The organism is Flavobacterium sp. (assembly GCF_025352015.1).
Lineage (GTDB): Bacteria > Bacteroidota > Bacteroidia > Flavobacteriales > Flavobacteriaceae > Flavobacterium.
The window spans coordinates 1-22,687 of the sequence record NZ_JANXUG010000039.1 but is presented as its reverse complement, the minus strand read 5'-3'; the positions used below and the strand labels follow the sequence as shown (position 1 = coordinate 22,687).

At 34.5% G+C, this 22,687-nt stretch carries 23 protein-coding genes; 15 read left to right on the top strand and 8 right to left on the bottom strand.

Going from position 1 to position 22,687, the window contains the following annotated elements; translation table 11 throughout:
- Positions 1-17: 17 nt before the first annotated feature.
- The gene (locus Q0Q96_RS04135) at positions 18-815 is read right to left on the bottom strand and encodes a hypothetical protein (RefSeq protein ID WP_293871966.1); all 798 of its coding nucleotides are present in this window, start codon (positions 813-815) and stop codon (positions 18-20) included.
- A gap of 176 nt (positions 816-991) precedes the next feature.
- Between Q0Q96_RS04135 and gcvP the strand changes: the two genes are divergently transcribed.
- From gcvP to Q0Q96_RS04095, 8 genes are all read left to right on the top strand, one after another.
- Positions 992-3,835: an aminomethyl-transferring glycine dehydrogenase gene (gcvP, locus tag Q0Q96_RS04130; protein ID WP_293871965.1), complete on the top strand. Its 2,844-nt coding sequence runs from the start codon at positions 992-994 to the stop codon at positions 3,833-3,835.
- 95 nt (positions 3,836-3,930) lie between these two features.
- Positions 3,931-4,299, top strand: a complete 369-nt coding sequence (locus Q0Q96_RS04125) for a group III truncated hemoglobin (RefSeq protein WP_293871964.1) — start codon at positions 3,931-3,933, stop codon at positions 4,297-4,299.
- Positions 4,300-4,434: 135 nt separating this feature from the next.
- Positions 4,435-5,493 (top strand): ketoacyl-ACP synthase III, encoded by a 1,059-nt coding sequence (locus Q0Q96_RS04120; RefSeq protein ID WP_293871963.1) that lies wholly within the window; start codon positions 4,435-4,437, stop codon positions 5,491-5,493.
- A gap of 67 nt (positions 5,494-5,560) precedes the next feature.
- Complete coding sequence (locus Q0Q96_RS04115) at positions 5,561-6,085, top strand: methyltransferase (protein ID WP_293871962.1); 525 nt, start codon at positions 5,561-5,563, stop codon at positions 6,083-6,085.
- Positions 6,086-6,340: 255 nt separating this feature from the next.
- Positions 6,341-6,985, top strand: coding sequence for a WG repeat-containing protein (locus tag Q0Q96_RS04110; RefSeq protein ID WP_293871961.1), 645 nt, complete (start codon positions 6,341-6,343; stop codon positions 6,983-6,985).
- A 96-nt stretch (positions 6,986-7,081) separates the two neighbouring features.
- Positions 7,082-7,930 (top strand): glycosyltransferase family A protein, encoded by an 849-nt coding sequence (locus tag Q0Q96_RS04105; protein WP_293871960.1) that lies wholly within the window; start codon positions 7,082-7,084, stop codon positions 7,928-7,930.
- 115 nt (positions 7,931-8,045) lie between these two features.
- Entirely contained in the window at positions 8,046-8,795 is a 750-nt protein-coding gene (locus tag Q0Q96_RS04100; RefSeq protein WP_293871959.1) for an ABC transporter permease, read from the top strand.
- A complete protein-coding gene (locus tag Q0Q96_RS04095) occupies positions 8,792-9,556 on the top strand; it encodes an ATP-binding cassette domain-containing protein (protein WP_293871958.1) in 765 nt (254 codons plus the stop codon). The genes Q0Q96_RS04100 and Q0Q96_RS04095 overlap by 4 nt, the downstream gene beginning before the upstream one ends.
- Positions 9,557-9,584: 28 nt before the next feature.
- On the opposite strand, the gene Q0Q96_RS04090 is transcribed toward Q0Q96_RS04095, so the two are convergent.
- From Q0Q96_RS04090 to Q0Q96_RS04080, 3 genes are all read right to left on the bottom strand, one after another.
- Positions 9,585-10,646: a mannose-1-phosphate guanylyltransferase gene (locus Q0Q96_RS04090; protein WP_293871957.1), complete on the bottom strand. Its 1,062-nt coding sequence runs from the start codon at positions 10,644-10,646 to the stop codon at positions 9,585-9,587.
- 53 nt (positions 10,647-10,699) lie between these two features.
- The gene (locus tag Q0Q96_RS04085) at positions 10,700-11,302 is read right to left on the bottom strand and encodes a SprT-like domain-containing protein (protein ID WP_293871956.1); all 603 of its coding nucleotides are present in this window, start codon (positions 11,300-11,302) and stop codon (positions 10,700-10,702) included.
- Between the two features lie 78 nt (positions 11,303-11,380).
- Positions 11,381-12,058 (bottom strand): SDR family oxidoreductase, encoded by a 678-nt coding sequence (locus Q0Q96_RS04080; RefSeq protein ID WP_293871955.1) that lies wholly within the window; start codon positions 12,056-12,058, stop codon positions 11,381-11,383.
- Between the two features lie 96 nt (positions 12,059-12,154).
- Here Q0Q96_RS04080 and Q0Q96_RS04075 point away from each other — a divergent pair, with 96 nt between their 5' ends.
- The gene (locus tag Q0Q96_RS04075) at positions 12,155-12,415 is read left to right on the top strand and encodes a hypothetical protein (protein WP_293871954.1); all 261 of its coding nucleotides are present in this window, start codon (positions 12,155-12,157) and stop codon (positions 12,413-12,415) included.
- A 204-nt stretch (positions 12,416-12,619) separates the two neighbouring features.
- Here Q0Q96_RS04075 and Q0Q96_RS04070 read toward each other — a convergent pair whose 3' ends face one another.
- Positions 12,620-13,756: an acyl-CoA dehydrogenase family protein gene (locus Q0Q96_RS04070; protein ID WP_293871953.1), complete on the bottom strand. Its 1,137-nt coding sequence runs from the start codon at positions 13,754-13,756 to the stop codon at positions 12,620-12,622.
- Between the two features lie 95 nt (positions 13,757-13,851).
- On the opposite strand from Q0Q96_RS04070, the gene Q0Q96_RS04065 reads away from it, so the two are divergent.
- Positions 13,852-14,919, top strand: a complete 1,068-nt coding sequence (locus tag Q0Q96_RS04065) for an anhydro-N-acetylmuramic acid kinase (RefSeq protein WP_293871952.1) — start codon at positions 13,852-13,854, stop codon at positions 14,917-14,919.
- 10 nt (positions 14,920-14,929) lie between these two features.
- Here Q0Q96_RS04065 and Q0Q96_RS04060 read toward each other — a convergent pair whose 3' ends face one another.
- Positions 14,930-15,193, bottom strand: a complete 264-nt coding sequence (locus Q0Q96_RS04060) for a hypothetical protein (protein WP_293871951.1) — start codon at positions 15,191-15,193, stop codon at positions 14,930-14,932.
- 11 nt (positions 15,194-15,204) lie between these two features.
- The gene (locus Q0Q96_RS04055) at positions 15,205-15,618 is read right to left on the bottom strand and encodes a DUF1003 domain-containing protein (RefSeq protein WP_293871950.1); all 414 of its coding nucleotides are present in this window, start codon (positions 15,616-15,618) and stop codon (positions 15,205-15,207) included.
- A 127-nt stretch (positions 15,619-15,745) separates the two neighbouring features.
- Between Q0Q96_RS04055 and Q0Q96_RS04050 the strand changes: the two genes are divergently transcribed.
- The 5 genes from Q0Q96_RS04050 (at position 15,746) to Q0Q96_RS04030 (ending at position 22,248) form a co-directional block, all read left to right on the top strand.
- Positions 15,746-15,997 (top strand): hypothetical protein, encoded by a 252-nt coding sequence (locus tag Q0Q96_RS04050; protein WP_293871949.1) that lies wholly within the window; start codon positions 15,746-15,748, stop codon positions 15,995-15,997.
- 93 nt (positions 15,998-16,090) lie between these two features.
- On the top strand, positions 16,091-17,317 hold the full coding sequence (locus Q0Q96_RS04045; RefSeq protein WP_293871948.1) for a Glu/Leu/Phe/Val dehydrogenase dimerization domain-containing protein: 1,227 nt from the start codon (positions 16,091-16,093) through the stop codon (positions 17,315-17,317).
- Positions 17,318-17,400: 83 nt separating this feature from the next.
- A complete protein-coding gene (locus Q0Q96_RS04040; RefSeq protein WP_366068923.1) occupies positions 17,401-18,261 on the top strand; it encodes an energy transducer TonB in 861 nt (286 codons plus the stop codon).
- A gap of 7 nt (positions 18,262-18,268) precedes the next feature.
- Positions 18,269-19,078, top strand: a complete 810-nt coding sequence (locus Q0Q96_RS04035; protein WP_293871947.1) for a M23 family metallopeptidase — start codon at positions 18,269-18,271, stop codon at positions 19,076-19,078.
- Positions 19,079-19,509: 431 nt separating this feature from the next.
- Positions 19,510-22,248, top strand: coding sequence for a DNA methyltransferase (locus tag Q0Q96_RS04030; RefSeq protein ID WP_293871946.1), 2,739 nt, complete (start codon positions 19,510-19,512; stop codon positions 22,246-22,248).
- A 19-nt stretch (positions 22,249-22,267) separates the two neighbouring features.
- On the opposite strand, the gene Q0Q96_RS04025 is transcribed toward Q0Q96_RS04030, so the two are convergent.
- Positions 22,268-22,642 (bottom strand): hypothetical protein, encoded by a 375-nt coding sequence (locus Q0Q96_RS04025; protein ID WP_293871945.1) that lies wholly within the window; start codon positions 22,640-22,642, stop codon positions 22,268-22,270.
- Positions 22,643-22,687: the final 45 nt, after the last annotated feature.

Below are 22,687 nucleotides of genomic sequence, written 5' to 3'. Positions count from 1 at the left end.
AAATTATACTTCGCTTTTTATGTAAATGACATAACCAAAACCAACCACAGAATCGGAATACTTTCCACCCAAAAAGAAGTGTAATATTGATTTCTTTTTACCGATGAAAAATATACAGCAAGACCAGTAACAAGGGCAATAGTTATATCAGCATACAAATATTGAATTCTGATAATGTCATTAAAATGGAAGCTTAAAACATCCAAAACGATGAAGAGAAAAAGCAGTATATAACCTGTTTTTTTGGCCGTTTTTATTCCAAATTTCTGAGGTAATGTGTTTAAGGTTTTATCATCATGCTGGCTGTCATAAATTTCAAAAGGGATTATTAAAGCACTAATTAAAACAAAGCGCTTCATAAATTCCAACAGTAAAATTCCCTTAAAATTTGGCACTGCACTGGTAAACACAAAGTCCGTCAAATACGCCACAACAAAACTCACCCAAAACATTTTAATGATTCCGTGTTTCCTAAACAACGGATATAACAAAACCATTAATCCGCCGATAATCAACTGAATTTTAATGCTATTTATCATTCGGATAAAAAAGAAATAAAACCCAAAAACAGCTAAAAAACATACCATAACAATTCCGTAATACTTGAGCGAATGAAATTTTCCTTTCCGAAAAATTTCAAAGTATTTCAGGAAATTATAACCCAAAATGGTTCCAAAAAAAACACAGCAAGGATAGGTAATGTGTTTACACAAATCATTATTGAATGAAGTAAGGTAAACCAAACTAAAAACAGCCAACCCAACATGAATTGAGGATTGAATATAAAAATCGAGAAGCTTCTTTAAATAGTACATGTTTCAAAAATAATCAAACTGTTAATAACAAGTCGTTTTAGTTGAAAATTTGTCAAAATATTGGGCTTTGTTTAGCACAAAATTAAAACATTAATAATTACTTTTGTGTGCTTTAAACTGAACTTGATACAGTTATAAAAACAGCACAACTTAACACATCTAGAAGAAACAATTTAATGAGAACAGACACATTTGCACTACGCCACATAGGTCCTCGTGAGAGCGACTTAAACCACATGTTCAAAACCATCGGAGTTGAAAGCTTTGAGCAATTAATTTACGAAACAATTCCTGATGATATTCGCTTAAAAAATGATTTAGATCTGGACGCACCAATGACCGAATATGAGTATTTAAACCATATTCAAGAATTGGGGCAAAAAAATAAAGTTTTCAAATCATACATAGGTTTGGGTTATCATCCAACGATTGTTCCTGCAGTAATTCAGCGCAATATTTTTGAAAATCCCGGTTGGTATACTGCCTATACACCCTACCAAGCTGAGATTGCACAAGGAAGATTAGAAGCCATCTTGAATTTCCAGACTACGGTGATTGAGTTGAGCGGAATGGAAATTGCCAATGCTTCTTTATTGGACGAAAGTACTGCTGCAGCTGAAGCAATGGCGTTGTTGTATGACGTTCGCTCTCGTGACCAAAAGAAAAATAATGTTGTTAAATTCTTCGTTTCCGAAGAAGTATTACCACAAACTATTTCGGTTTTACAAACTCGTTCAGCACCAATTGGCATACAATTGGTAATCGGAAACCACGAAACTTTCGATTTTTATACAGATTTTTATGGAGCCATTTTACAGTACCCTGGGAAATATGGACAAGTAAATGATTATGCCGGATTCATCGCGAAAGCAAAAGCAAACGAAATTAAAGTGGCTGTTGCTGCCGATATTTTATCATTGGTAAAATTAACCTCGCCAGGAGAAATGGGTGCCGATGTAGTAGTAGGAACGACACAACGTTTTGGAATTCCGATGGGTTATGGCGGACCTCATGCAGCATTTTTTGCAACTAAAGAACAATACAAACGTTCCATGCCGGGAAGAATTATCGGTGTCACAATTGATACTAATGGAAATCCTGCGCTGCGCATGGCATTGCAAACACGTGAACAACACATTAAACGTGAAAAAGCAACTTCCAATATTTGTACCGCCCAAGTTCTACTTGCTGTTATGGCAGGAATGTATGCCGTATATCATGGTCCAAGAGGATTACAATTTATTGCCAACAAAGTACATTCATCAGCAGTTACATTAGCAGACGCTTTGAATAAATTAGGGGTTTACCAAATCAATTCGGCCTTTTTTGACACCATTTTAGTAAAAGCAGATGCACAAAAAGTGCGCTCCATAGCCGAAAAAAATGAAGTAAATTTTTATTATGTAGATGCAAATACTATTTCAATTTCGTTAAACGAAACAACTTCAATAGCGGATATTAATCAAATTATTGCCATTTTCGCCGAGGCATACAATAAAGATAAATTCACCATCACTGATTTATCAACTTCCAATAATTTTGCAGCAAATTTGGAGAGAAAATCAGCATTTTTAGAGCATGATGTGTTTAACAACCATCATTCAGAAAGCCAGTTAATGCGTTACATAAAAAAATTAGAGCGCAAAGATTTATCCTTAAATCATTCCATGATTTCTCTTGGTTCTTGCACCATGAAATTGAATGCTGCTGCCGAAATGCTGCCTTTATCAATGGCAAACTGGAACAGCATTCATCCCTTTGCTCCTATAAGTCAAGCTGAAGGTTACATCACTATGCTTAAAAAATTAGAACAACAATTAAATGTAGTGACAGGTTTCGCTGGTACAACTTTACAACCAAATTCGGGCGCGCAAGGCGAATATGCTGGTTTGATGACTATTCGCACTTATCATTTATCCCGTGGCGATAATCAAAGAAATGTTTGTTTAATACCGTCATCGGCTCACGGAACCAACCCAGCTTCGGCTGCCATGGCTGGTATGGAAATTATCGTAACCAAAACCATGGAAAATGGTAATATTGATGTGGAAGATTTAAGAGAAAAAGCTATTTTGCACAAAAATAATCTTTCAGCATTAATGGTGACTTACCCCTCCACTCACGGAGTTTTTGAAAGTGCGATTTGCGAAATTACCAAAATCATTCATGACAATGGTGGTTTGGTTTACATGGATGGTGCCAACATGAACGCACAGGTTGGTTTGACCAATCCAGCAACCATTGGTGCTGATGTTTGCCACCTGAACTTACATAAAACGTTCGCTATCCCTCATGGCGGTGGCGGTCCTGGAGTGGGACCTATTTGTGTAAACGAAAAATTAGTGCCTTTTTTACCCACAAATCCTATAATAAATGTTGGTGGAGACCATGCAATAACAGCAATTTCAGCTGCTCCTTATGGCTCGGCTTTGGTTTGCTTGATTTCTTATGGTTATATAACGATGCTTGGTGCTGAAGGTTTAAAAAGTGCCACACAATTTGCCATTTTGAATGCGAATTATATGAAAGTACGATTGGAAAATCACTTTCCAATTTTATATATTGGAGAACGTGGTCGCTCTGCACACGAAATGATTTTGGATTGTCGCAGTTTTAAGCAAAATGGAATTGAAGTCGTGGATATTGCGAAACGTTTAATGGATTATGGTTTTCATGCTCCAACCGTTTCTTTCCCAGTAGCAGGAACATTGATGATAGAACCCACAGAATCTGAAGATTTAGCCGAATTAGACCGTTTTTGTGATGCGATGATTGATATTCGAAAAGAAATTGATAGTGCTTCTGTCGAAGACCCAAATAATATTTTAAAAAATGCACCGCATACGCTACAAATGCTGACTTCAAACCATTGGAATATGCCTTATACACGTGAACAAGCGGCGTATCCTTTAGAATATATTTTAGATAATAAATTCTGGCCAAGCGTTCGTCGTGTAGATGATGCCTATGGAGACCGAAATTTGGTTTGCACTTGCGCACCTATTGAAGCGTATATGTAAAATATAACGAAGTATTAATACCTCAAAGTCGAATGTCAAAAGTTAAGTAAAAAAAGGCATTCGACTTTTCACTTTACAGCTTTATGACATAAAATATGAAAGACATCCAAACCCAAAACGATTTATTTTTGATAGTTGATGAATTTTATAAGAAATTGCTTTTGGATGAAACTATAAGCTATATTTTTATAGATATAGTTAAGATAAAAATCGAAGAGCACTTGCCTATTTTAGTTATATTTTGGTCACAAGCAATTTTGGGAACGGGTGGCTATTTTAAGAATTTGACACAAATACATTTAGACATAAACGCTAAAGAACACTTAACTCCAGAAATGTTCAAAACCTGGCTTTACCATTTTTATACTACTGTGGATGAAAACTTCAACGGAGAAAAGGCAGAACAAATAAAAACGCAAGCTTTAAGTATTGCGACCATCTTACAGATAAAAATTGCGCAATAAATAGACCAAAAGATGTGATTTTCGTAATTTTTTCATTCAATATTTAAAATATAAATAATTCAATAGTGATTCTTTGCATTTTGATAACATTAAACGGGTTTTATTTATAATTTCGCAATGAAATAGCACCAAATTATGAATATTAAAATAACTGGTTCTGGAAGTTATATTCCAACTGAAATAGTATCCAATAAAGATTTTGCGGAACACGTTTTTTTAAACGACGATGGAACACCATTTCCACATCCGAATGATATAATTGCCGAAAAATTTCTTGAAATAACAGGAATAAGAGAGCGAAGATATGTAACAAATGATTTAAATACTTCGGATATTGCATATTTAGCGGCAAAAAAAGCGATTGAAGATGCTAACATTGATCCCGAAACATTAGACTATATTATATTGGCACACAACTTTGGCAACGTGCGCAAAGGTGCTATTCAAGCCGATTTGGTGCCTAATTTAGCCGCCAGAGTTAAATTTGATTTACGGATAAAAAATCCAAAATGTGTGGCTTATGACATGCTTTTTGGTTGTCCTGGATGGATAGAAGGGGTTATCCAAGCACAAGCTTTTATCAAATCAGGAATGGCAAAAAAATGTTTGGTTATTGGTGCCGAAACACTTTCTCGCGTAGTCGATTTGCACGATAGAGACAGTATGATTTATTCTGATGGTGCAGGTGCCACTGTCATTGAATCTACAAATGAAACAGGAGGAATTTTGGCTCATGAAACAGCAACTTTTACTTATGACGAAATTTATTATCTGTTTTTTGGAAATTCATTCAATAAAACACTCAATCCCGACGTACGCTATATTAAAATGCATGGCAGAAAAATATATGAATTTGCGTTGAGCAATGTTCCAAAAGCCATGAAAGAGTGTTTGGATAAAAGTGGTATCAACATTAATGAAGTAAAAAAAATACTCATACATCAAGCTAATGAAAAAATGGATGAAGCTATTGTGCAACGTTTTTATAAACTTTATAATCAAGAACCGCCCGAGGGCATTATGCCGATGAGTATCCATAAATTAGGGAATTCAAGCGTGGCAACCGTTCCCACTTTATACGATTCGCTTGTAAAAGAGGAGATTGAAAATCAAAATTTAAACAAGGGTGATGTTATTCTTTTTGCTTCTGTTGGCGCAGGCATGAATGTTAACGCCATTGTGTATAAAATGTAAAAAAGTCGGGGGTTGAAAGTTGGAATAGGAAAGAAAAAAGTAAATTTGTAATCCAATTTATTCAACCATGTATGAAAAGACGTATCCGAACAAGCGCTTTACTTTAACGCTATTATTTCTAAAGAAACATATCAAAACTACTGAAATGATTTTTGATTTGGGTGTTCCAAACCCTTTTTCAAAAATCATGGTTGAGAACGGCTACACAGTAATTAATACCAAAGGAGAAGATTTAGATAATGACCAAATGGCATTGCAACAGGAAGATTATAATGTTTTTACTGGTTTTGAAATTTTTGAACACTTACTAAATCCTTATACAGTTTTAGAAAACGTAAAATGTGATAAGTTGTTAATTTCAATTCCTTTGCGATTGTGGTTTTCTTCAGCTTACAAAAGCAAAACAGATAAATGGGACCGGCATTATCACGAATTTGAAGATTGGCAACTCGATTGGCTATTAGAAAAAACAGGATGGAAAATCATTGACCGTCAAAAATTCACACATCCCGTTACCAAATTTGGTTTTCGTCCACTATTAAGATATTTTACTCCAAGATATTATATGGTGTATGCCGAAAAAATAAAGTAGGTTTTCATAACCTATTTTTATAAAATAATCTTTAAAAATCATTTTTTCGGGTTTGTTGTACTGTTTTATTTATACTTAATTGGCTTTCTACAATTTGAATAGATACTCTTCAAAAAGTTACTATTGTAAGTTATTATATAAATATTTCTTACTATTTATAAAAAATAGTGCATTTCATCGATTTTATTTGTATTTTAATCGACAATTTCACTATGTTTGAAATGAAATTAAACAAAACCCCTTAACCTATTTATTATGAAAAAATTATTTACGTATTCTATGTTAACTGTCTTTACATTTTCGTTTGGTCAAAAATTATTTATTGTAAAATCAGATGAAAAATTTGGGATTATAAACGAGTCGGGAGTAGAAGTTATCCCACCTAAATACAATGCCATTGATGACTTTGACAAAATGCATCCAAACTGGGCAAGAGTAGAACTTGAAAATCTTTATGGTTTTGTTGATAAAAGCGGAAAAATTGTGGTGGAACCAAAATATCAAACTATTGAAAATTATAATGAGTACAATTCTGGTTGGGCTTTGATTATTAATGATGGAAAATATGGCTTTATGAATGAACAAGGTAAAGAAATTGTACCGCCTATTTATGACAAAATTGGAAAATTTGGTGACTATGCCAAAGATTGGGTACTTGTAGAAAGTCAAGGGTTAAAAGGGTTTGTTGACAAAGATGGTAATGTTATTGTGCCTGTAAAATATGTAGAAGTGTCAAAATTTGACAGTGTTAGAAAAAATTGGGCTTTAGTCAAAAACAGAAAAGAAAAACTTGGTTTTATTGACAAAACAGGTAAAGAAGTAATACCAGTAATGTATGATACCATTGAGGCTTTCACTAAAAAGAAAGGTAGAACTACAGAAGTAGCAAACGCTGAATAATTATTTATATATACTTAAATTTAAAAGGATTTCTTAACAGAAATCCTTTTTTTATGGCTTCGAATTTATATTTTTACCCTATCAATCTGCAAAAAAATGGACTATTATATTGTCATTCCTTCACATAATGAAGAAAAATACATTGAGCGAACTATCCAGTCTATTATAGAGCAAACTTTGTTGCCAAAAAAATTGGTGTTGGTCAATGACAATTCAACTGATAAAACTGCCAATATAATTTCAGCGTTCGCCAAGAAACATTCTTGGATTTCATTTGTGAATAAAACTTCAGAGGCCGTTCATCTTCCTGGAAGCAAAGTGATTCAAGCATTTCAAAAAGGATTAGAAACGTTAGATGAACATTACGATTTCATTGTAAAAGCTGATGCTGATTTGATTTTCCCTACAAATTATTTTGAAACTATAAGTTCATATTTTAAATCAGATGACAAAATTGGAATGGCTGGTGGCTTTGCCTACATAGAAAAAAACGATGACTATATTTTAGAAAACCTTACCGATAAAGATCATATTCGAGGTGCTTTTAAAGCATACAGAAAAGAATGTTTCAAACAAATTGGCGGACTAAAACCAGCTATGGGCTGGGATACTGTTGATGAATTGCTCTGCAAATTTTATAATTGGAAGGTAATCACCGATGAAAATTTGAAAGTCAAACACCTTAAACCTACGGGTGCCAATTACAATAAAACAGCACGCTACAAGCAAGGTGAAGCTTTTTATACTTTAGGTTATGGTTTATTTATTACGACAATAGCATCCCTAAAACTAGCGATACGAAAAGGAAAACCGCTGTTGTTCCTTGACTATATTAATGGATTTTGGAAAGCAAAATCAGTAAAAAAACCGCTTTTAGTTACTGCAGAACAAGCCAAATTCATTAGGAATTATCGTTGGAAAAAAATGAAAGAAAAGCTAATCTGAAAATTTATAGCTTTGAGCATTTGAAGATGAGGGATGTAGAATTAAGTCATTTTCCAATTTTCAAATTATATCATTTTAAAATTAATATCACTATTTTTGAAAATATTTTAAAATCATGATGCTCGTTCGCTATTTATCTCAAATTGGAAAATATTTTTTAATGTGGAAAGAAATTTTCAACAAACCCACAAAATGGTCGGTCATGAGACAATTAATATTCAAAGAAATTGATGATTTAATTATTGGCTCACTTGGTATTGTTTGCTTTATTTCCTTTTTTGTTGGAGGTGTGGTTGCGATTCAAACTGCTTTGAATTTAACCAATCCATTAATCCCTAAATACCTTATAGGGTTTGCCACAAGGCAATCTGTAATATTAGAATTTGCACCTACTTTTATTTCTATAATTATGGCAGGAAAAATGGGTTCATTCATTACCTCAAGTATAGGAACGATGCGTGTTACAGAACAAATTGACGCTTTAGAAGTGATGGGTGTTAATTCCTTGAACTATTTGGTTTTTCCGAAATTAATTGCCTTACTACTCTACCCTTTTTTAATTGGCATTAGTATGTTTCTAGGGATTTTTGGTGGTTGGATAGCTGCAGTTTATGGCGGATTTGCAACAAGCAATGATTTTACAACTGGCCTTCAACAAGAATTTATCCCTTTTCATATTATATATGCCTTTATTAAGACCTTTATTTTTGCTTTAATTTTAGCAACAATACCTTCGTTTCATGGTTATTATATGAAAGGCGGAGCACTCGAAGTAGGAAAAGCAAGTACCGTATCTTTTGTATGGACTGCTGTAACAATTATTTTGGCAAATTACATATTAACACAATTACTACTGACCTCATGATAGAAGTTAAAGATATTGAGAAATCATTTGGAGATGCCAAAGTTTTAAAGGGAGTTTCAACCATCTTTGATACTGGGAAAACCAATTTAATAATTGGTCAAAGTGGATCTGGAAAAACAGTTTTGCTTAAAAGTTTACTGGGCATCCATACTCCAGATAAAGGAACAATTTCTTTTGACGGCAGAATTTATTCGAATTTGACCGATGATGAAAAAAGAGCCTTGCGAACCGAAATCGGTATGGTTTTTCAAGGCAGTGCACTTTTTGACAGTATGACGGTTGAAGAAAATGTGGGCTTTCCGTTAAAAATGTTTTCCAATAAATCAGCTTCAGAAATTAAAGAACGCGTTGATTTTGTTATTAATCGTGTCAATTTGATTAATGCAGGTCATAAAAAGCCCTCTGAACTCTCGGGAGGAATGCAAAAAAGAGTAGCAATAGCTCGTGCTATTGTAAACAATCCAAAATATCTTTTTTGTGATGAACCCAACTCTGGTCTTGATCCAAAAACTGCAATTATCATCGACAATTTGATTCATGAAATTACTATAGAATATAACATTACTACTGTAATAAATACACACGATATGAACTCGGTAATGGAAATTGGAGAAAAAATTATTTTTTTAAAAGAAGGAATTTTGGCTTGGGAAGGTACCAAAAAAGACATTTTTAAAACAGACAATGAAGCTATAACCGACTTTGTATATTCGTCCAATCTGTTCAAAAAAATAAGAAAATCACAAAATAAAGAGGATTAAAAAAGGAGCGAAATTCGCTCCCTTTCATTTATAACTTACTCGCTAAAGCAGTAATTCGCTTGATATCTTGTTCTTTACTTTTTGGATAAATCATCAATACGTTTTCATTATCCACAATAATATAATCATCCAATCCATCTATAACAACAAGCTTTTTGGCTTCGGAACGAATAATATTATTGGAGGCGTTTTCTAAAATTACAGTGGCATTTACAACCGTGTTATTGTTATCGTCTTTGTCTAATTTGTCATGTAGCGAACCCCAAGTTCCTAAATCATTCCAATCAAAAGTAGCTGGTAAAACATACACATTTTTCGCCTTTTCCATCACAGCATAATCAATAGAAACGTTTGCTGTCTTTTCGTAATTGGTATGTATAAATTGCTTTTCTTTTTCTGTATTAAAACTTTTTAAACCCTGCTGAAACAATGCGTTCATTTGTGGTTGAAATTCCTCAAAAGCTTCTGTAATCGATGCTACACTCCAAATAAAAATTCCGCCGTTCCAAAGGAAATTCCCTGCCTCTAAAAATGATTTTGCGGTTTCATAATCGGGCTTTTCACGAAACTGATTTACTTTCTTAATGGGGTTTGCATCTGCTTTATCAAACTCGATATAACCAAAACCTGTATTTGGAAATGTGGGCTGAATTCCTAAAGTCATCAACGCATTTTGCTGCTGACAAAAAGTAAAACACTGTTCTAAATCTCTTGAAAAAGCAGCTTCATCCTCAATCCAGTGATCGCTTGGTGCAACCACCATAACGGCGTTGGGGTTTTTCTTTTGAATTTTCAGCGAAGCGTATAAAATACAAGGTGCGGTATTTCGCATCGCTGGTTCTAACAAAATTTGCTCTTGTTTGACCATTGGCAATTGTTCTAAAACCAAGTTGTTATAACGTTCGTTTGTTAATATCAAAATATTTTCTGTCGGAATTATTTTTGATAAACGACTAAATGTTTTCTGTATCAAAGTATCGCCCGAACCTAACATATCGTGAAACTGTTTCGGCAAATCAGTAGTACTAACAGGCCAAAAACGGGACCCAACGCCACCTGCCATTAGTATGGCGTAATAATTTTTATCCATTTTTAAATAATTTCATAGAGACAAAGGTACAAAGTGACATAGCTATTCATAGCTTAACACGGTAAAATTTCGACTTCAGCATTAGCATTAAACAAAAATAATCTTCCTGTATTTACTTCTAAACACTCATAGCGTTTAACCCGAAGTCCTTTTTTCTGGAAAATTCGACCGTTTTTTATTCGAAATAAACTACCGCTTGGCACTTCGTGAATAAAGTTTATGTCGGGTTTTCGTTCGTCAAATTGTTTTAACGCATACGCTAACCGAGCATCGGTATCGCTACTGGCGGTGGGGTTTCTAAAATGATTTGCCACTAATGGCAAAACCGAATGAGGAAATATTTCGGGTCGAATAAAAGGTAACATCAACCGCTGAAAAGTAACTTTCCATTCGTTGCCGTGTGGTTTTATCATTCGTCCATATTTTTCAAAAGCCGCCAAGTGGGCTATTTCGTGCACCAACGTAATTAGGAAACGGTATTTGTTCAAATTAGAATTTACCGTTATTTCATGCTTACCGGTCAGCGCTTTTCTATAATCGCCATGACGCGTTTGCCGTTCGTTAACGATTTTAAGATGTACGTTATTCTCTTTGATTAATTCAAAGCATGAAATTACGGCATGTTCGGGTAAGTATTTAGATAAGACTTCGCTCATAATTTAGTTGTTGGTTGTTGGTTGTTGGTTGTCGATTGTTGGGTTTTCATCAACTATCAACTGTCAACCATCAACTCTTTAAGGAGTACTGGATGAAACCTGAATTATTTTTCCGTTATGATATTTGTTTCCTGTTAAGGCAAAATTGAAAATATAATCCGCCATTTCCGGTGCAGAAGTTGGAGCTTCATAACCCGGAAAAGCTTCCTGCAACATTTCGGTATTTACTGCGCCAAGAGCTAATACATTAAAAGCAATTCCTTGCTCTTTGTATTCTTCAGCTAATAATTCCGATAGTGTAATTACTGCTCCTTTGCTGGAACTGTATGCTGAAAGCCCAGCGAATTTCATGCTGCCTTGAATTCCACCCATCGAACTTATCGAAACTACGTGACTTCCTTTTTGAAGATAAGGCAAACAAATTCGCGTGAGATTGGCAATGGCAAAAACATTGACTTTATAAACGTTTTCAAAATCGTCTTGAGTAGTTTGTGCAAAGGGTTTGTTTATGAGACTTCCTGCATTGTGGATAATGACATCTGCTTTTTTCCAGGCTTTAGAGAGAAAATCAACAACGTTAACTAACTCATCTTCTTTTGATAAATCAACAGAAAGGCAGGTTATATTTGAATTTTGGAGTAACGCTTGAGGCGTATTTCTAGAAATGGCCAACACTTGATGACCAGCATTGGCAAACTGCAACGCTAATTCGTAACCAATACCGCGAGATGTTCCGGTGATGATAATGTTTTTCATGTTTCTTTATCTGATTTTCAAAAGTATGAAAAAAGCAGCCGTTTCAAAAACCGAGATACTATATTTTAAATTGATTAATGGCTTTCTAAAATTGGGATGGCATATAATAAAGTTATTTATCATAATCCGAAAATCGGGATGGCATATAATAAAGTTATTTATCATAATCCGAAAATTGGGATGGCATATAATAAAGTTATTTATTATAATCCGAAAATCGAGATGGCATATAATAAAGTTATTTATTATAATCCGAAAATTGGGATAGCATATAATAAAGTTATTTATCATAATCCGAAAATCGGGATGGCATATAATAAAGTTATTTATCATAATCCGAAAATCGGGATGGCATAAAATAAAGTTATTTATGGCTTTACCAAAACAACTAATTTAAAAATATGCCATTTGTACTGATTCTACTTTTCTTTTAATCAGAAAATTTACTACTGTTAATGTGTGGTCTTTTAAATCAAAAAAAACCAATCGTTTCCGAAAGGGTTTAGTGATTAGTAACGTAAAACTTTAAATATTATGTTGATATAAATTAACAAAAAAAAATTATACCAAACCACGAGAAATTACAATTCTTTGAATTTCTGAAGTTCCTTCATAAATTTGAGTAATTTTTGAATCGCGCATCATTCGTTCTACGTGGTATTCGGCAACATAACCATTTCCTCCGTGAATTTGAACCGCTTCATTAGCAACCTCTAAAGCAATTTCCGACGCGTATAATTTTGCCATTGAACCAGAGTGAGCAATATCTTTACCTTCATCTTTTTCGCATGCCGCTTTCATGATCAACAATTTAGCCGCTGTAATTTTTACAAACATATCCGCCAATTTGAATGCAATAGCTTGATGTTTAAAGATTTCTTTGCCAAAAGCTTTTCGCTCGTGAGAATATTTTAACGCCAATTCATAAGCACCCGTTGCAATTCCCAATGCTTGTGATGCAATCCCGATTCTTCCTCCGTTTAACACATTCATCGCAAAGTTAAAACCAAAACCATCAGCACCAATTCTGTTTTCTTTTGGAACTTTAACATCGGTAAACATAAGCGAATGCGTATCGCTACCGCGGATTCCCATTTTCTTTTCTTTAGGACCAATATCAAAACCTTTCCAACCTTTTTCTACAATAAAAGCATTGATTCCTTTATGTCCTTTTTCGACATCGGTTTGAGCAATCACTAAATAAGTGGTAGCAGAAGCACCATTAGTAATCCAGTTTTTGGTTCCGTTTAATAAGTAATAATCGCCCATATCTATTGCTGTCGTTTTTTGCGAACTGGCATCGCTCCCCGCTTCGGGTTCAGACAGGCAAAAGGCACCAATTCCTTCTCCTTTGGCAAGTGGCACTAGATATTTCATTTTCTGCTCTTCATTGCAATATTTTTCCATACCGGCACAAACCAACGAATTATTTACAGACATAATTACGGCTGCAGAAGCGTCTATCTTGGCTATTTCGGTCATTGCCAAAACATAAGAAATACTGTCCAAACCTGAACCGCCATATTTAGGATCGACCATCATTCCCATAAAACCTAAATCTGCCATCATTTTGATTTGTTCTGTAGGGAATTTAGAATGTTCGTCTCTTTCTATAACACCTGGCAACAATTCAGCTATTGCAAAATCTCTTGCCGCTTGTTGAATCATTACTTGCTCTTCGGTTAAATTAAAATCCATGAATTGTTGCGATTATGTTGGTTGTTTCTTTAATTTTGGTGAGCAAAAATAACACATAAAACTCAAAATTTCAAACGTTTTCGTAAATTTAGATTATGTTTAAACAATCTTATCACATTATCGGTGTGATGTCAGGTACTTCGCTTGATGGTGTTGATCTGGCGCACCTTTATTTTAAAATTATTGATGGCAAATGGAATTATGAAATTTTGGAATGCGAAACCATTTCTTATTCTGAAGAATGGTCAAACAATTTGAGAGTTGCAGTTTCTTTTTCGGAAACCGAATTGCAGCAACTTAATGAAGCGTACACGTTGCTTTTAGCGAATGTTATAAAAACTTTTATTGAAAAACATAGTATCAAAAACCTCGATGCAGTTTGCAGTCATGGGCATACTATTTTGCACCAACCCCAAAATGGTTTGACGTTACAAATTGGTAATTTACTCAAAATTGCTGAAATTATAGAGCAAACTGTGGTTTGTGATTTTAGAGTACAAGATGTTCAATTGGGTGGACAAGGCGCGCCGTTAGTTCCTGTGGGTGATAAAATTTTATTTTCAGAATTTGACTATTGCCTTAACCTTGGAGGATTTTCTAATGTTTCTTTTGAGCATTATAATACCAGAATTGCCTTTGATATTGCGCCCGTAAACACCGTACTAAATTTTTACGCTCATCAATTAGGATTTGATTATGATGATAAAGGAAAAATTTCTCGTTCAGGAAAATTGCATTTGGAACTTTTTGAAGAATTAAACGCTTTGGCATATTACCAAAAAGCTTTTCCTAAATCGCTTGGATTTGAATTTGTGAAAGAAATTATTTTGCCATTGATTGAAAACTATTCAATCGCAACTGAAGATAAAATGCGAACTTTTACGGAACATATTGCCATACAAACAAATTTGGCTTTACCAAAAAAAACCGGCAAAATGCTTGTCACAGGCGGTGGTGCTTATAACGATTTTTTGATTGAGCAACTAGAATTTCATTTACCGCAACTTGAAATAATAATTCCCGATGCTAAAACATTAGAATATAAAGAAGCCCTAATCTTCGGTTTACTTGGTGTGTTGAAATTACGCAACGAGAACAATGTTTTATGTAGTGTAACGGGAAGCAAACACAATCATAGTGCTGGCAGTATTTATGAAGTTTGACATTAAAAATTTATCGATTAAAATACAACAACAACATTGTAGCTATAATCATTAACAAACAACAAGGATAAATTGTTTTAAAACTCCATTGTTGCTTGCGCCAATAATAAATACAAAGCACAGGCAAAACAACTAACATAATCATCATGGGCAACCACAGTATTTCACAAATGACACCAACAATTACATAATGATATACACTTTTGGTCACCGCAAAAAACCAAAAAAAGGTCAAAATAAAAGTGCTTACTACTATTACAACTTCTTTTCTCACAGAGTCTAGTTTTATTTTTTCTCCAACTCTTCTAGCATTCGGATAATTTTATCCAATTTATCGACTTCCATCGAATTGAGTTTAAGAGTTAACGCTTCTATTTCTTCCTTGGCTTGAATATTGGTTTTATAATCTGCTTCAGCATTCATTCGGTCGCGCTCGTTTTGACGGTTTTGTGCCATCATAATTATAGGTGCCGCATAAGCCGCTTGTGTAGAGAAAAGAAGGTTTAATAAAATAAACGGATACGGATCCCAATGCGAAACAAAGGCCACAAAATTTAATGCCATCCAAATAACAACTATGATGGTTTGGATAATAATAAACCGCCATGAACCCATATTGCTCGCTACTTTATCTGCCAATCGGCTACCAAAAGATAAATTTTCTGAATGTTGCTGATGCCAATTTTTTAATATACCCATAACGCTATTTTGTTTTTAGTTACTAATTATTGAAAGCTATCCAAACATATAAATTTTTCATGAATAAGTACCCAATTGTATTTTCTTTTTTATAATTTAGCTTTTAAATCTAAAAATTTATAAAACAATGAGAAAATTAATGTTTGCCATCATGGCACTAGTAGGATTTACGCTTACTTCATCAGCACAACAAGCTCCTAAAAAAGCTGACAAAGCTGCTAAAGAAACCAAAGCTCCCGCAGCAAAAAAAGAGGAAGCAAAAGCGCCTTTGAAAAAAGACGGAACGCCAGACAAACGTTTTAAAAAGAAAGAAGAAGCAAAAACTCCTTTGAAAAAAGACGGAACACCTGATAAACGTTATAAGGAAAACAAAAAATAGTAATTAGCTAACGCCACTTTCGAGTGGCGTTTTTTTTATGCTAATTTCCCAAATCCTAATTCCTATATTTGCACCACAAACAAGCTACATACTATGAAAGAATTATTGAAGAAATTTGAAGATAAAACACCCGAAATAGTATTTAACTGGAAAGATGCAGAAACCGAAGCCGAAGGTTGGACTGTCATCAACTCCCTACGCGGCGGCGCGGCTGGTGGCGGAACACGAATGAGAAAAGGATTGGATATGAACGAAGTGCTCTCTCTGGCTAAAACTATGGAAGTAAAATTTTCTGTTTCTGGACCTGCTATTGGTGGCGCCAAATCTGGGATTAATTTTGACCCAAATGACCCTAGAAAAAAAGGTGTTTTGCAACGTTGGTACAAAGCCGTTTCTCCATTATTAAAAAGTTATTACGGAACCGGTGGCGATTTGAATGTGGATGAAATTCATGAAGTTATTCCGTTTACCGAAGAATGTGGCGTATGGCATCCGCAGGAAGGTGTGTTTAACGGGCATTTTAAACCTACCGAAGCCGATAAAATCAATAGAATTGGACAATTGCGCCAAGGCGTAATTAAGGTTATCGAAAACCCAAAATTCTCTCCCGATGTCATACGGAAATACACCATTGCCGATATGATTACCGGATATGGAGTTGCCGAAGCCGTGCGTCATTATTATCATATTTATGGTGGCGATGTGAAGGGTAAAAAAGCCATTGTGCAGGGTTTTGGAAATGTGGGTTCGGCGGCGGCATTCTATTTAACAGAAATGGGTGCTAAAGTTGTTGGAATTATTGACCGCGACGGCGGCATCATCAACGAAGAAGGTTTTACATTCGATGAAATAAAAACATTATTTTTAAATAAAGCCGGTAACAAACTAGTGGCACAAAACCTTATTCCGTTTGCCGAAATAAATGAAAAAGTTTGGACACTAGGTGCCGCTATATTCGCGCCCTGTGCCGCTTCGCGATTGGTAACCAAAGACCAAATAGACCACTTAATCCAGCACGGATTAGAAGTTATTTCGTGTGGAGCCAATGTTCCGTTTGCCGATAAAGAAATATTCTTCGGAAGCATCATGGAAGCCACCGATAGCAAAGTTAGTTTGATTCCCGATTTTATTTCTAATTGCGGTATGGCACGCGTGTTTGCTTATTTTATGGAAGCAAAAGTGCAAATGACCGATGAATCCATCTTTTATGACATTTCGGAAACTATTAAAAATGCTTTAGAAAAAGCAAATCATTTGAACCCCGATAAAAAGAACATCAGTGCAACGGCTTTTGAAATTGCTTTAAAACAATTGGTATAAACCAATTTCGAGTAAGATTGCACAATAATATTTATTTTTAAGCGTTATATTCCCAATTATTCAACCACTAAACGGCTATCAATATGGAACTATCTAAAGATGACAAAAAATCATTAGCGATTACAACGGCAGTCTATGCTTTGTTGCTGTTGCTGCTTTTCTTTTTGCGTTTTTGGCCTCCAGCCAATATGAAACTCATGGGCGGCGGTGGCGGTGGCGGCATCGAAATGAACTTTGGCGACAGCGACTATGGCATGGGCAACAATTACAAAAGTGATGTGCTCAATGTAAAAAACCAGACAAAAGTTGCTCCCGTAAAAACCACGCCCGATGAAAACACTATTTCTGATGACAATGCGGATAATAATGTAGTAATTCCTAAAAAGGAAAAAAGCAAGAAAACACCGGTTGAAGTTAAAAAAGACCTCAAACCCGTAGTTGAAAAACCAAAAGTTTCTAAAAATGCTAACGATGCCTTGTCGAATATATTGGGTAACAAGAACGGCGATGGCAATGACAACAAAGCCGGAAACAAAGGAAATGCCAATGGGAACTTAAACACCAAAGGCTATTATGGCACGGGCAGCGGCAATGGCAATGGAAACGGACCTGGTAATGGCCCAGGAACAGGACCCGGTAGCGGACCAGGAACTGGCGGTGGTAAAGGTGGCGGCACTGGATATTCTCTGGGCAACCGCAAAGCACTCAACAAACCTCAACCCGCTTACACCTGCCAAGAACAAGGGAGAGTCGCCGTGCAGGTTTCTGTAGATAGAAACGGAAATACCATCAGTGTGACCGCAGGAATTCAAGGAACAACCAATACCGCAAAATGCTTGCTTGACCAAGCCAAAATTGCTGCCCAAAATACTAAATGGCAAGCCGACAGCAATGCCCCCGAAAAACAAGTAGGGAAAATAATTTATACGTTTACCTTAAACTAAAGTGTATATGAAACAAATAGCATCCATTTTTTTATTCATTATCAGTATAACCAGTTTTTCTCAAATAAAAGTTTCGGTTTACAACGAAAAAACCGATATGGGTTATACTGTTCTTGTTGACAATAACGAGTTCTGCCCTGTTTCTGTTTTTTTAAATTTGGAATTAACCAATCTAACTTCTAGTAACGGAAATGATAAAATTTTTGTGATTCCTGCCCAGACAAAAAAATTTATAATAACCACGCTTCAAATTACGCAACCCAATGCTGCCTATGGTTTTAAGACCAAAACACGTTCTAATTATGGCGACAGTACTAAAACAGATTACGATGAGTATACCTATTCGTTGCCTTTTCAAACCGGGAAATCCTTTGCCGTTTTTCAGGGGTATAATGGCAGTTTTTCGCATCAAAATGAAAATTCATTAGATTTTACAATGCCCATTGGAACCCAAGTTGTAGCGGCAAGAGCCGGAATTGTCATCAAAGTGGTCGCAAATAATAACCAAAATTGTCCTGAAAAAAAATGTGCCGAATACAATAACTACATCATGTTGTATCACAGCGATGGCACTTTTTCGAAATACATTCACCTCAAGATGAATGGCGTTGTGGTAAAAGAGGGCACTATCGTGAAAGAAAACGATTTGTTAGGTTACAGTGGCAATACAGGATGGTCAAACGGACCTCATTTGCATTTTATGGTCTACCTGCAACGCATAGATAAGGTGGAAACTATAAAAACCAAGTTTAAGATAAACGATGGCACATCATCACAACTATTAACCGAGAAGGTTGACTATATCAAAAATTATTAAGGCATAAAAAAAAGCATCCTTTGGGATGCTTTTTTATTTTATGGAGTGGTAATTTTATACTTTAATATCGTTTTCCTTTTAAGTTATAATAACAAGTTTTGAGATTATAATAACAAGCTTTGAGGTAATAATAAGAAGCTTTGAGGTAATAATTTTAGGAGACTGTCCAAAAAAATTATGAGACTGTCCAAAAAACTGTGTAAACGCCTCTTATACAGTTTTTAGGTTTTGTAATTTGCAATTCAATCGTAGTTAAAAAGTAATATATTTGGGTTTGAAAAGGTTGGTTTGAAAAGAAATTACGGTTTTAATACGAACTGCCGTTAGTGGCAACCCTAGCGCAACCCTGCGCATAACGCAGAACTGACGAAAAAATCATCAAAAAATTAACTAAAAAAAATACTACTTTAGCGTTTTGAAAAAGTAAAATTATGGCATTAAGTTGGAACGAAATTAAAGAAAGAGCTGTAAAGTTTTCTAAAGAATGGGCAGAATATTCTAACGAAGAAGCAGACGCAAAACCATTTTTAGTAGAATTCTTTAACATCTTTGGAATCTACAGCAAAAAAGTTGCAACTTTTGAACATCGAGTAAAAAAACTTGATGAACGTGATGGTTACATCGATTTACTCTGGAAAGGAACAATTTTAATAGAAATGAAAAGTCGAGGTAAAAATCTTGACAAAGCATTTCAACAAGCTAAAGATTATTTACACGGATTAAAACAACACGAATTACCAAAATATATTTTAGTTTCTGATTTTGAAATCTTCAAACTTTACGATTTAGAAGAAGAAAACATCGTTGAATTTAAAATTTCAGAATTAGTAGCCAACATTCAAAGTTTTGGCTTTTTACTTGGCTATCAAAAGAAAGTTTACAAAGAACAAGACCCAGCCAACATAAAAGCGGCTGAACTTATGGGTAAACTTCACGACCGATTAAAAGAAATTGGTTACGATGGTCATCCGTTAGAAGTTTATTTGGTTCGCCTACTCTTTTGTCTTTTTGCCGAAGACACAACTATTTTTAACAAACAACAATTTCAAGATTATATTGCTTTTCGCACCAACGAAGACGGAAGCGATTTAGCACCAAAACTGCAAGAACTTTTTCAAGTTCTCGACACACCAAACGAAAAACGTTTTAAAAATCTTGACGAAGATTTGATGGCATTTCCGTATGTAAACGGAAAACTATTTCAAGAAATCTTGCCAATGGCAAGTTTCGATACAAAAATGCGACAAGCATTATTAGATTGTTGTTACATCGATTGGAGCAAAATTTCTCCAGCAATTTTTGGCTCAATGTTTCAAAGCGTAATGAATCCGAAAGAACGCCGAAATCTTGGCGCACATTACACCAGCGAAACCAATATTTTAAAACTTATAAAACCTTTATTTCTTGACGAACTTTGGGCAGAATTTGAAAACGTAAAAAACAACAAAAACAAACTTCCAGAGTTTCACAAAAAAATAAGTCAACTCAAGTTTCTTGACCCAGCGTGTGGTTGCGGAAACTTTTTAGTAATTACTTATAGAGAATTACGCTTGTTAGAAATTGATGTTTTACGTGCATTAAACAAATCAGGACAAGGATTTCTTGACGTTCGTGAAATCATTTGGCTCGATGTCGATATGATGGGCGGAATCGAGTACGAAGAATTTCCAGCTCGAATTGCTGAAGTTGCAATGTGGTTAATCGACCACCAAATGAATATGTTAATTAGTAACGAATTCGGACAATATTTTGCACGTTTGCCATTAAAAAAATCAGCAAATATTGTTCACGGCGATGCATTAGAAGTTGATTGGGAATATGTTGTTCCAAAAGAGCAACTTTCTTATATTCTAGGAAATCCACCATTTATAGGTTCTAAAATAATGACACAATTGCAACGCAATCAAATAGTAAAAGAATTTGATAACATTCAAGGAAGTGGTGTTTTAGATTATGTAACAGGTTGGTATATAAAATCGGCTAAATTCATTCAAAACACAAAAATAAAAGTTGCTTTTGTTTCTACAAATTCAATTGTTCAGGGCGAACAAACGTCTATACTTTGGGGTCAAATGTTAAATAAATTTAGCATAAAAATTCATTTTGCTCATCGTACTTTTAAATGGAGCAATGAAGCGAAAGGAAATGCAGCAGTTTATTGTGTAATAGTTGGTTTCGCCAACTACGACACTAGTAATAAAAGCATTTTTGAATATGAAAATATTAAAGGTGAAGCACACGAAATAAAAGCAAAAAACATCAATGCTTATTTAGTTGATGCTAAAGATATTTTTATAGAAAAAAGAAGAAACTCAATTTGTAATATCCCTGAAATTAAATTTGGAAGTATGCCAAATGACGGAGGTTTTTTATTATTAACTAATGATGAAAAAATTGAATTTCTTAAAAAAGAACCAAATGCTGAAAAATATATTAAACATCTTTTAAGTGCGAAAGAATTCCTGAATAATGAAAATAGATGGTGTTTTTGGTTAGAAGATATAAATCCTTCGGATTTAAAATCTTTGCCAGAAACTTCTAAAAGAGTTCAAAACGTAAAAGATTACAGAAATAAAAGTACACGATTGGCAACCAAAAAATTAGCGGATTTCCCAACTTTATTTGGAGAAAACAGACAGCCAAATTCAGATTTTATTTTAATTCCACGACATTCATCAGAAAACAGAAAATATATTCCTTTAGGTTTTTTTAATTCTGAATATGTTCCGAGCGATAGTTGTTCGTTTGTTTCAAATGCAAGTCTTTTTCATTTTGGTATTTTGATGTCAACAATGCATATGGCTTGGGTTAAATCTGTTTGCGGTAGGTTAAAAAGTGATTTTAGATATTCAAACGAATTGGTTTATAATAATTATCCATTTCCTGAAAATCCAAGTGAAAAACAAGTAAAACAAATTGATGAAAAAGCACAAAAAGTTTTAGATGTTCGTTCAAGTTTTCCAAAAAGTTCATTGGCAGATTTATACAATCCGCTAACAATGCCCCCAACATTAATAAAAGTACATAACGAGTTAGACAAAGCCGTAGATTCTGCATACAGAACTGCGCCTTTTACAAACGAAGCCAATAGAATGGTATATTTATTTGAGTTGTACGAAAAATTTACAGCCGACTTATTTACAAAAGAAAAGCCAAAGAAAAAGAAATAACAAAATGTGTCAAGTAATTTTAGGAGGGGTCAGTTGTGGGATTATCTTTTGATTTTTTTTCGCCTTTTAATTTTCGGATTATGGTCATAAAATCTTCGAGTTGCACTTGTGTAACTCCATCTGTAGCCTTATACGCTTTACGAAGTTTAGTAAGTTCACGGTTTAATGGTTTGAAGATTGTTTCCCTACCATCGACAGCTATAGAGTACGGAGCAACTAAATTGTTTACACTAGTTTGTTGTGAAAATGCTGTGGTGTAAACACTTTGTAGATTGGTTAGAAGCAATTTTGGATTATTTGGATTATATATTGCACCTAGTGCAATAATGTTAGTGTTTAGTAAATTGAGATTAGCAATGTTTTTTGCATGTCCCACTTCGGATGTTGAAGCCATATAGTTTTATTGTTTAATTATTATTATCTAAAAATAATAATTTAT